The organism is uncultured Pseudoflavonifractor sp., from assembly GCA_904419835.1.
Taxonomy (GTDB): Bacteria; Bacillota; Clostridia; order Oscillospirales; family Oscillospiraceae; genus Pseudoflavonifractor.
Genome location: CAJFTA010000070.1, coordinates 1 through 10,629 on the forward strand (window position 1 = coordinate 1; position 10,629 = coordinate 10,629).

Consider the following 10,629-nt stretch of genomic DNA (forward strand, 5'->3'; position numbering starts at 1 on the left):
CAGACCCTGTCCCGGCTGAACCGCACCATGCGGGGCAAAAAGGATACCTTTGTCCTGGACTTCGTCAACTCCGCCGAGGACATCCGAAAAGCCTTTGAGCCCTACTACGAGGAGACGGTTCTGGAAGAGGAGACTGATCCTAATGTGGTGTATGACCTGAAGAATACCTTGGACGAGTACCGGGTGTATCAGCAGATGGAAATTGATCGGTTTGCGGAGATTTTCTATGCCTCCAAAGAGCAGTCCAGTGGCGATTTGGGCAAGCTCCAGGGCACCATCCGACCGGCACTGGATCGGTTTGAGGCGCTGGAGGAAGAAAAACAGGATTTGTTCAAGTCCACACTGGCTCGGTTCAATCGCATCTATGCCTTTATCACGCAGGTTTGCCGCCTGTTTGATAAGGAAATCCACAAGTTCAGTGTGTATGCAAAATTGTGGGCGGGATAAAGTCTATGTGGACGACAAGGTGCTACTGGAGTATTACCGTTTGGAAAAGGATTTCGAGGGTGGAATCCAGTTGGAGAGTACTCCAGAGGGCTTCCGGCCCATCACCGGTGAAGCTGGCCGCAGGGAAAAGAAGCGTGACCCGCTGACAGTCATTATTGATAAGATCAACGAGAAGTACGGCACAAATTTCACCGAGATGGATAAGGTGTTGCTCCAGATGGAAAACGACTACGCGGCGCAGGACAAGTGGCACAGCTACGCCCAGAACAACGACCGCAAGACCTTCATGCTGCTCTTCGAAAAGGACTTTCCTAACATGGCCGCTGGCCGCTATGAACAAAATGAGGATTTCTTTGTAAAGATGTTCTCTGACCCGGATATGATGCGGCAGGTCATGGAGACGGTAGGCACGGTGCTATATGAGAGGCTGAGAGGAGGGGGGACAAATACGTAATTGTATGGCAGGATATCATTGTTTCATGTTGGCATTTAAAAGTAATAACATATGACAAATTAAATGTTAGGAGGAGATTTTTTGCAGCTATATGAAGCTTTAACTGAAATTAAAAAGTGCTGTGTTCCAGAATTGGAAGATTATTCAACGCTACAGATAATTACTGAGGAAGATGGACTGTTATCTTTCGCTAAATAACGGATGTGTCAATAGTGAACATGTGTATTATCTGGATTTAGCCTACTCCTCTCAGGTGACCATGGAAAGTAAGGCGTACTGCGACATCAGTGCAAGCAGTGAGGATGATTGGGACCTTTACTTGACGCTAACTAGTGATCATGGGTTAAAAGAATCTAGTATCTCAGCCAAAATTATTCGAGAACAAGGCTCACCAATATATCTTAATCGGGCCGAAAATATGAGCATAAATGTCGACGGAAAAGTCGTTTTAGAGCAAAGCTTTTTAACCGATGTAATAATTAGGCAAGCAACTATTGAGTGTGATGAACTGGATTTGAACGCCAATGAACTGATATTTGAAAGTTATGGCAACGAGGAAAATGTTATTATAGTCCATAAGGGTATTACTCGTAAACCGAATAGCAAGATTAAGTTTAAAGGAACAAAAAACGCCAGAATTGATCTTCCATCAGCTAGCATTGATCAATATCGGAGAACTTTCTATGAGTTTTCTCCATATTTCCATTCTTTTGATTCAGCAGAAAAAACAGATGAGTGTGATGATATAACCGATTTTGTGTTTGCGTTGAAGAAGGTCCTGGAGCAGTTCAAAACAGACAATTATAATGGTGATCCTGCAAAGCATAAAGAAAAGATTGATGCCAGATGTCATACTGGATGCAAAGCCCGCGTGTTAGCGTTTTTAAAAGATATTGATTTGCTTTATGAGGACGGGATCCTGTATAAAGCTCGGCTAGAGCGTATGGATGAACTTAGGGTCAGTCGTGTTGCGTATATGCACCTTCAGTATGACCGTCTAAGGTTTATTTATGAAAAATATTGTGAATGGTATGCCAAACTGTAAGAAAATGCCATTTTATGGAGAGAAATGCCTTCAAATTTATAAAAACATTAAAGCTCCCGGTTTAAAACATGTGATAGTAGCTGACCATTGTTTGTCAAATTGTATAAATCATGTTATAATAATTTGAAACCACCCAATCGCCCATCTCAAGCAAAACCACTGATAGGATGGCCTGGATAGATTTTTGATAGCAAAAGTCCGAATAGACCTTAGGATAAGGATAATCTGCATCAGATAAAACCACGTCGAATTAAATCCTCTATACAAAAAAGTTTAGAAATGGATTTAACTCGGCGAGTGGGAATAAACACAGATTTTTTCTCTGCAAGGCCCTGCGGTGCGGGGCCTTGCTTTTTATGCTCGCGCCGCAAGCAAATCTGGTGTTTTCTTTGACCGGGGCAGACGTTAAAGGAATGGACTTATGAAGCGCCCTGTGATATAGTACTCTCAAACTATTGCACAATAAAGCGGCATTTGAGGAAATAGAATATTATGAATACACCTATGTTGGAAACTGAGCGATTGATTTTAAGAAAGTTTACGGAAGAAGATTTAGAGGCCCTATTTTTAATCCTTAAAGATGAGCAGGTTAATACATTCCTGCCTTGGTACCCTATGAAGGACCTGGAGGAAACCAAAAAGTTTTACGAGGAACGATATGCGGCCAAGTATGGGCAGCCGCAAGCATACGCTTATGCCATTTGCCTTAAAAGCGGCAATTACCCTATTGGCTATATTAACGTCGATATGGAAGAGCACCACGACTTTGGCTATGGACTCCGCAAAGAATTCTGGCATCGAGGGATTGCTACAGAAGCAGGCAAAGCCGTTATCGAGCAGGTGAGAAAAGACGGCCTACCATATATTACCGCAACACACGACATAAACAACCCCCGAAGCGGAAGCGTTATGCAGGCGTGCGGTATGACGTACTGCTATTCGTTTGAGGAACAGTGGCAGCCGAAAGATTTTCCTGTAATATTCAGAATGTACCAGCTGAATTTTTGTAATAATCAAGGTTTTGTATACAAAAAGTATTGGAATATAAGCAGCAATCGCTTTGTTGAGGTGTTGTGATTCCTAAAGGCTTAAAGCGCTTTCCATATCTACAAAAAACCAACTGATTTTGATTCGTTCCTTCGCTCTGTCTATTCCCATTCTGCGCAGCAGCCAGTCCTCTCCCGCGGCCCGCAAGCGAAAGGGCCGCGATACCTGGGACGGAGGCGGGGTCAGAACGCCTCACAAAAAAGGCTTCCCATGACCTTCCAGCCATTGACACTGCCCGCCAATTTTTATCGCGGTATGGTCAATCGAAAAAATGCCCGCACCGGAGTAAAACCTCCGGTGCGGGCATTTTATTAGATGGTGGTGATATCGATGGGACGCAGGTCGGCGCTGCGGCCCTGGGTCCGGACGGTGAGGATGGCCCGGGCGGTGTCGATGGCGGTGACGCAGGGCACCGAGTGCTCCACGGCGGAGCGGCGGATTTTGAAGCCGTCGGAGCTGTGCTTGCGGCCCCGGGTGGGGGTGTTGATGACCAGGTCCACGGAGCCGGAGGCGATCATGTCCAGGATGTTGGGGTGTGCCTCGGACACCCGGGCCACCCGGCGGCACCGGACCCCGGCGGCCTCCAGGGCGTCGGCGGTGCCGGAGGTGGCCAGGATCTCAATGCCCATATCGGCCATGCCCCGGGCAATGCCCACAATCTCGCCCTTGTCCTCGTCCTTCACGGTGACGATGACCCGGCCGCCCCGCTTGGGCGCCTTCATGTTGGCCCCCTTGAAGGCCTTCAGCAGGGCCTGGGGGAAGGACTCGGCCAGGCCCAGGCACTCGCCGGTGGACTTCATCTCCGGGCCAAGGCCGGTGTCCACGTCGGTCAGCTTTTCAAAGGAGAACACGGGCATCTTCACCGCGTAGTAGCTGGCCTCGGGGTAAACGCCGGTGCCGTATCCCAGCTCCTTCAGCTTCCGGCCCAGCATGACCTTGGTGGCCAGGTCGATGATGGGCACGCCGGTGACCTTGGAGATATAGGGGATGGTACGGGAGGAGCGGGGATTGACCTCAATGACGTAGATCTCATCGTTGTAGAGGATATACTGGGCGTTGATGAGGCCGACCACCTTCAGGTGCCGGGCCATGTCGCGGGTGTAGCGCAGGATCATCTCCTTGTGCTTGTCCTCCAGGTGGAGGGGGGGATAGACAGCGATGGAGTCGCCCGAGTGGACGCCGGAGCGCTCCACGTGCTCCATGATGCCGGGGATCAGGATGTCCTCCCCGTCGAACACACCGTCCACCTCCAGCTCCCGGCCCATCAGGTACTTGTCCACCAGAATGGGGTGCTCCTGGACGGTCATGTTGATGATCTTCATGAAGTCGATGATGTTCTTGTCGGAGTAGGCGATCTCCATGCCCTGGCCGCCCAGCACGTAGGAGGGCCGGACCAGCACGGGGTAGCCCAGCTCCCGGGCGGCGGCGAGGGCCTCCTCGGTGGTAAAGACGGTGCGTCCCTTTGCCCGGGGAATACCGCACTGTTCCAGAATCTCGTCAAACCGCTCCCGGTCCTCGGCGGCGTCCACGCCGTCGGCCGGGGTGCCCAGGATGGGCACGCCCATGTCGGTGAGGGCCTGGGCCAGCTTGATGGCGGTCTGGCCGCCGAACTGGACCACCGCGCCCCAGGGCTTCTCCAGCTCCACCACGGCCTCCACGTCCTCGGGGGTCAGGGGCTCAAAGTAGAGCTTGTCGGCCACGTCGAAGTCGGTGGACACGGTCTCCGGGTTGTTGTTGATGATGATGGTCTCATAGCCCAGGCGCTTGAAGGCCCAGACCGAGTGGACCGAGCAGTAGTCGAACTCAATGCCCTGGCCGATGCGGATGGGGCCGGAGCCCAGCACCAGCACCTTCTTCCGCTCGCTGGCGCCCTCGGTGCGGTGGGGGGCGGCGGTGGCGGCGGACAGATAGGGCGCCTCGGGGATGTGGGGGGCCAGCTCGCCCACCCGGGGCAGGTGGAGGCCGTCGGCCGCCTCGTTCTCCTCGTCATAGGAGGAGTAGTAGTAGGGGGTCTGGGCCTCAAACTCGGCTGCGCAGGTGTCCACCATCTTGAAGGCGGGGACAATGCCCATGCTCTCCCGCAGGGCCTTGATCTCCTTCCGCTCCTTGCCGGCCAAAGCGGCGATCCAGGCGTCGGAGAAGCCCATCTCCTTGGCCTGGCGGAGGGTGTCGGCGTCCAGGCGGCCGTGATCCAGAGCGTCCTCCATGTCCACGATGTTCTGGAACCGGTCCAGGAACCACAGGTCGTACTTGGTAATCTTGTTGATCTTCTCCGGGGAGAAGCCCCGGCGCAGGGCCTCGGCCACCACAAAGAGGCGCTGGTCGTCGATGTTCACCAGCCGCTCCTCAATCTCCTCGGTGTACAGCTCGTCCAGGCCGGGCAGGCGCAGGGACTTCACCGGCAACTCCAGGGAGCGGATGGCCTTCATCAGGGCGCCCTCAAAGGAGTTGCCGATGGCCATGACCTCGCCGGTGGCCTTCATCTGGGTGCCCAGGGTGCGGCTGGCGGTGGTGAACTTGTCGAAGGGCAGGCGGGGAATTTTCAGTACGCAGTAGTCCAGGGTGGGCTCAAAGCAGGCGGTTGTCTTGCCGGTGACCGCGTTGGGGATCTCGTCCAGGGTGTAGCCCAGGGCGATCTTGGCGGCCACCTTGGCGATGGGGTAGCCGGTGGCCTTGGAGGCCAGGGCGGAGGATCGGCTCACCCGGGGGTTGACCTCGATAACCGCGTACTCGAAGGAGTCGGGGTTCAGGGCCAGCTGCACGTTGCAGCCGCCCTCGATCTCCAGGGCGGAGATGATGTCCAGGGAGGCCTTGCGGAGCATCTGGAACTCCTTGTTGGCCAGGGTCTGGGTGGGGGCCACCACGATGGAGTCGCCGGTGTGGACGCCCACGGGGTCGATGTTCTCCATGGAGCAGATCTGGATCACGTTGCCCGCGGAATCCCGCATGACCTCGAACTCGATCTCCTTCCAGCCGGAGATGCACCGCTCGATGAGCACCTGGCCCACCCGGCTCAGATGGATGCCCCGGTCGGCGATCTCCCGGAGGGAGGGCTCGTCGTAGGCGATGCCGCCGCCGGTGCCGCCCAGGGTGTAGGCCGGGCGGACGATGACGGGGTAGCCGATGCTGCCGGCAAAGGCCACCGCGTCCTCCACGCTCTCCACCACGTCTGAAGTGACACAGGGCTGGCCGATGGCCTCCATGGCGTCCTTGAAGCCCTGGCGGTCCTCCGCCTTGCGGATGGACTCGGGGCTGGTGCCCAGCAGGCGGACGCCGTACTTCTGCAAAATGCCCTGCTCATGGAGGTTCATGGCCAGGTTCAGGCCGGTCTGGCCGCCCAGGGTGGGCAGGATGGAGTCGGGCCGCTCCTTCTCGATGACCTGCTCCACGCTGGCGATGTTCAGGGGCTCGATATACACATGGTCGGCGATGTCCTTGTCGGTCATGATGGTGGCGGGGTTGGAGTTGACCAGCACCACCTCCACGCCCTCTTCCTTCAGGGCCCGGCAGGCCTGGGTGCCGGCGTAGTCGAACTCAGCGGCCTGGCCGATGACAATGGGGCCGGAGCCCAGCACCAGTACCTTCTTGATATTCGGATTCTTGGGCATTACCGCGCCCCTCCCTTCTGCTTCATCATGTCCACAAAGTTGTCAAACAGATACTCGGTATCCATGGGGCCGGGGGAGGCCTCCGGGTGGAACTGGACGGTGAAGCAGTTGGGGCGCCTGTACTTGAGGCCCTCCACGCTGCCCTCGTTTACGTTCACATGGGAGATCTCCGCCACCGCCGGGTCCACGCTCTCCCGGGTGACCACATAGCCGTGGTTCTGGCTGGTGATATAGGCCCGGCCGTGCTCCAGGTCCTTCACCGGGTGGTTGCCGCCCCGGTGGCCGAAGCGCATCTTCCGGGTCTGGGCGCCGGTGGCCAGGGCCAGGAGCTGGTGGCCCAGGCAGACGGCGAAGAGGGGCAGGTCGGACTGATAGAGCTTCTTCACCTCTTCGATGATGGCGGTGTTGTCCGCCGGGTCGCCGGGGCCGTTGGAGAGCATCACGCCGTCAAAGCCGCCGGTGAGAACGGTCTCCGCCGGGGTATGGGCGGGATACACCGTGACCTGGCAGCCCCGCCTCTGGAGGCAGCGGATCATGTTCTCCTTCACGCCGTAGTCCATCAGGGCCACCCGCAGCCGCTGCTCTCCCATGGCGGGGTACACCTGGGGCGCCTTGCGGGTCACGGCCTCCACCGTGCCCTCCACCCGGTAGGCCCTGATCTTCTCCAGGCAGTCCTGGACAGAAAAATGCTCCGCACAGGTGATCATGCCGTTCATGGTCCCCTCGCTGCGGAGTATTCTCGTCAAAGCGCGGGTGTCCACGCCCTCAATACCGGTGATATCAAATTGTTTCAGGTACTCGTTCAGCCCGCCCTCGCAGCGGAAGTTGCTGCCCCGGGTGGTGAGATGGCGGACAATAAAGGCCTCCGCCCAGGGGCGGGAGGACTCGTTGTCCTCGTGGTTTACGCCGTAATTGCCGATAAGGGGATAGGACATCACAATGCCCTGTCCGGCGTAGGAGGGATCGGTCAGGATCTCCTGGTAGCCCGTCATGGAGGTGTTGAACACCATCTCGCACACGCGGTCCGCGGTGGAGCCGATGCTGCGGCCCGCAAAGGTCATGCCGTTGGCCAGGATCAAGGTCGCTTTCATCGCTTGTATCACGCCTTTCGTTCCTATCGTTCCGCTGTCAGGGCGCGGAGGTCTGCGTCAAATTTTCTCAATGCTACACGAAAGGGAACCGAAACGGTTCCCTCAGCGTGTCGAGAAGCCTCAGTTGAACAGAATCCGCCTGGACTGGGGCGGGGGAGCGCGAGGGGGCAGCCGCCCGCCTCGCGTGGAATCGAATGCCCCGCAATGCCTTGCCGCGCAAGGCTTGCGGAGAGCGAAGCGAGGACTTTTGCGCCGTTGTGCGGCGCAAAAGCAACGGCATTCTTGAAGGCTGTCGAAAAAGTCCTTGGACTTTTTCGGCAGCCTGAGGGAACCGAAACGGTTCCCTTTCCCACGCACGTCCGCCGGTACTGGGGCCGGCGGGCGCTCTGACAGCCTGTTATCTCACTGATTGTACTCTACTTGGCCTGTTTTGGGCAACTGTCTTTTTTCAGCATAAATAAAAATCGTAATTTTATACAAAAGACGCCGGAGAATCTGGCTTTTTTGCTGGCGAACCGGCCTCTTTTATACAAATTATTTGTATGAACCAAAAAATCATTTTGTCTCACGCACTCCCTTGCGGCATCAGCTCCAGCACCACCAGCTCGGGTCGGTTGAACAGGCGGGGAATCCGGGTGCTCTCTCTGGCAAGCCCCCGGCTGACCACCATGGTCTGGCCGCCCAGGCGGTACAATCCGCCGGCGTACTTGGGGAACAGCCCCTGGTTGGGGGCCAGCAGGCCGTTGATGAGTCCGGGCACCCGCCACTGGCCGCCGTGGGCGTGGCCCGCCGCAGTCAGGTCGAAATCATACTGCATGTACGCATCCACCCGCTCGGGCCGGTGTGTCAGCAGGATGGTGAACCGGCTTGTGTCCGCCGCCTCCCCCACCCGGTCCAGCTGCTCCGTCCAGACCGCCTCTCCTGCCGCCGGGTCGTCCACGCCGCAGATGCGCAGGGACTGGCCGTTGACCGCCACGTCCTCCCAGGTCCCCGCCAGCACAGCCGCGCCGCAGGAGGCCATGTTCTCCTTTATCTCCTCCGCCTGGCCGCTCCAGAACTCGTGGTTTCCGGTGACGTAATAGGTGGAGTACTGCTCCGCCAGGGTCCGGACCACCGTGTAGGCGTTCTCCGCCGGCAGGCCGGGGTCGTCGTCCACAATGTCGCCCCCCAGCAGCACCAGGTCGGGCTGTTCCGCCGCCACCGCGTCCAGCAATTCCCGCTGTCCCGCGCCGTAATTGCAGCTGTGAAGGTCGGTGATCAGCGCCACCCGCACCGTGCCGCTCAGCTTTTTACTCTCAATCTGATAGTGGGGCGCCGTCAGCCGGCTGTCCAGCCCCGCAGCCAGCCCCACAAGGGCCGCCGCCGCCGCTCCGGCCCAGATGAGCCTCTTTTTCCGCTTGGTAATGGGAAGCACCTCCCGCGTGTTTATCTCTCTTACCATTATATTGTTTTTTCTCTCAGAGTCAATTTCCGGCGCATATTCTTCTTCCGTTAGGCCATACTGACTTTGATCGAGCTGCATCTGGGAGGTTTTTGCATGGTAATCGCCTTTCTGCGCACCATTATTCTCTACCTGTTCATTATCGCCGGGGTGCGGCTGATGGGTAAGCGGCAGGTTGGAGAGCTGGAGCCGTCAGAGCTGGTGCTGGCCCTCATTATCGCAGACCTGGCCGCCGTTCCCATGCAGGATTACGGCATTCCGCTCCTCTCCGGCATCATCCCCATTCTGACGCTGCTGTGCATCACCATGATCATCTCCGTGCTCACCACCCGCAGCGTACGCTTCCGGGCCATTATCTGCGGCAGGCCCAGCATTATTGTGGAGGACGGGAAGATCCTGCAAAAGGAGATCAAGAAGAACCGCTTTACCGTGGACGAGCTGATGGAGGAGCTGAGGCTGAAGGGCGTTACCGATATTACCACTGTAAAATACGCCATTTTGGAGACCAACGGACAGATCTCTGTGCTGCTGCGGGCCTGCGAACTGCCTGTCACCGCCAGTCAGATGGGTGTCGAGACGGCGGAGCCCGGCCTGCCGCTGGTTATCATCAACGACGGGCGAATCCTGGATCACAATCTCCAGGCCAGAGGGCTCAACCGGACCTGGCTGGACCGGCAGCTGGCCGCCCACAAAATAAAATCCTCCGGAGACGTGTTTCTGCTCACCGTGGACGGGCGGAACCAGGTCTATCTGGCTGCAAAGGATGTGACAGCCAAATGAGACGGCTCTGGATTGCCTGCGGCATTCTGGCCGCGCTCTTTGCCGCCGCCCTGTACAACACCTGGCATCTCGACCGGCTCACCGCCTCGCTCTCCGACCAGCTCACCCGGGCGGAGGCCTGTGCCGAGGCCGGAAATTGGGAGGAGGCCGCCCGGCTTACAGAGGGCGCCTTTGACGAATGGGACTCTCACACGGTCTACCTCCATGTGCTTCTCCGCCACGCCGACACCGATGAGGTCAGCAGCAGCTTTCAGGAGGTGGGAGAGTTCATCACCTGCCGGGAGGGCGGCGAATACTCCGCCGCCAACGCCCGCCTGATTGCTCAGATTCGCCTGCTCTACGAGGCAGAGCAGCTCTCACTGAAAAACATTCTCTAATATGTCGCCAAAAATTCTCCCCGGAAGGGCCTGAACAGCCCCAGATTATACGGACAGTACAAAAAGCCCCTGGTAGGAAATATTGAGTTTTAGTAGGAGAGGCGTCGCGCCAGCGGTGCCTCTCCAGTCTTAAACTGGATACGCTCGTGATTGTAAAAGTAGATATATCGGTCAATCATCCTGTTGGCCTCTGAGAAAGTGGCTGGCTTATGTCGGTAAATACACTCTGTTTTAAGGATAGAGAAGAAATTTTCGGCCATGGCATTGTCATACGGGTTTCCCCGTCTTGACATGGAAGGCGTAATGCCGTATTGTTTAGTCAGCTGGAAATATGCTTGG

The 10,629-nt window shown here is 56.8% G+C and carries 9 protein-coding genes and 1 pseudogene; 6 read left to right on the forward strand and 4 right to left on the reverse strand.

What is annotated here, in order from left to right:
* From QZY67_RS10650 to QZY67_RS10665, 4 genes and pseudogenes are all read left to right on the forward strand, one after another.
* Window positions 1-447 (forward strand): annotated as a pseudogene (locus QZY67_RS10650) (type I restriction endonuclease subunit R); the annotation flags it as partial.
* 7 nt (window positions 448-454) lie between these two features.
* Window positions 455-901: a hypothetical protein gene (locus QZY67_RS10655; protein ID WP_295370182.1), complete on the forward strand. Its 447-nt coding sequence runs from the start codon at window positions 455-457 to the stop codon at window positions 899-901.
* A gap of 259 nt (window positions 902-1,160) precedes the next feature.
* The gene (locus QZY67_RS10660; protein ID WP_295370184.1) at window positions 1,161-1,946 is read left to right on the forward strand and encodes a hypothetical protein; all 786 of its coding nucleotides are present in this window, start codon (window positions 1,161-1,163) and stop codon (window positions 1,944-1,946) included.
* A gap of 492 nt (window positions 1,947-2,438) precedes the next feature.
* The gene (locus QZY67_RS10665) at window positions 2,439-3,023 is read left to right on the forward strand and encodes a GNAT family N-acetyltransferase (protein ID WP_295370187.1); all 585 of its coding nucleotides are present in this window, start codon (window positions 2,439-2,441) and stop codon (window positions 3,021-3,023) included.
* Window positions 3,024-3,304: 281 nt separating this feature from the next.
* Here QZY67_RS10665 and carB read toward each other — a convergent pair whose 3' ends face one another.
* The 3 genes from carB to QZY67_RS10680 all read right to left on the reverse strand — a co-directional run bounded on the left by carB (window position 3,305) and on the right by QZY67_RS10680 (window position 9,133).
* Window positions 3,305-6,601 carry a carbamoyl-phosphate synthase large subunit gene (gene carB, locus QZY67_RS10670; RefSeq protein WP_295370189.1) on the reverse strand — a complete coding sequence of 1,099 codons (3,297 nt, stop codon included), beginning with the start codon at window positions 6,599-6,601 and terminating at the stop codon, window positions 3,305-3,307.
* Window positions 6,601-7,692, reverse strand: a complete 1,092-nt coding sequence (locus QZY67_RS10675) for a carbamoyl phosphate synthase small subunit (protein WP_295370192.1) — start codon at window positions 7,690-7,692, stop codon at window positions 6,601-6,603. The genes carB and QZY67_RS10675 overlap by 1 nt, the downstream gene beginning before the upstream one ends.
* Window positions 7,693-8,257: 565 nt before the next feature.
* Window positions 8,258-9,133 carry a metallophosphoesterase gene (locus QZY67_RS10680; protein WP_295370195.1) on the reverse strand — a complete coding sequence of 292 codons (876 nt, stop codon included), beginning with the start codon at window positions 9,131-9,133 and terminating at the stop codon, window positions 8,258-8,260.
* A gap of 96 nt (window positions 9,134-9,229) precedes the next feature.
* Between QZY67_RS10680 and QZY67_RS10685 the strand changes: the two genes are divergently transcribed.
* Together QZY67_RS10685 and QZY67_RS10690 are read left to right on the forward strand one after the other, a co-directional pair.
* The gene (locus tag QZY67_RS10685; RefSeq protein WP_295370198.1) at window positions 9,230-9,913 is read left to right on the forward strand and encodes a DUF421 domain-containing protein; all 684 of its coding nucleotides are present in this window, start codon (window positions 9,230-9,232) and stop codon (window positions 9,911-9,913) included.
* Window positions 9,910-10,290, forward strand: a complete 381-nt coding sequence (locus tag QZY67_RS10690; protein WP_295370200.1) for a DUF4363 family protein — start codon at window positions 9,910-9,912, stop codon at window positions 10,288-10,290. The genes QZY67_RS10685 and QZY67_RS10690 overlap by 4 nt, the downstream gene beginning before the upstream one ends.
* An 89-nt stretch (window positions 10,291-10,379) precedes the next feature.
* Here the strand turns inward: QZY67_RS10690 and QZY67_RS10695 are convergent.
* A partial coding sequence (locus QZY67_RS10695; protein ID WP_295370203.1) for an integrase core domain-containing protein occupies window positions 10,380-10,629 on the reverse strand: 250 nt, incomplete at its 5' end.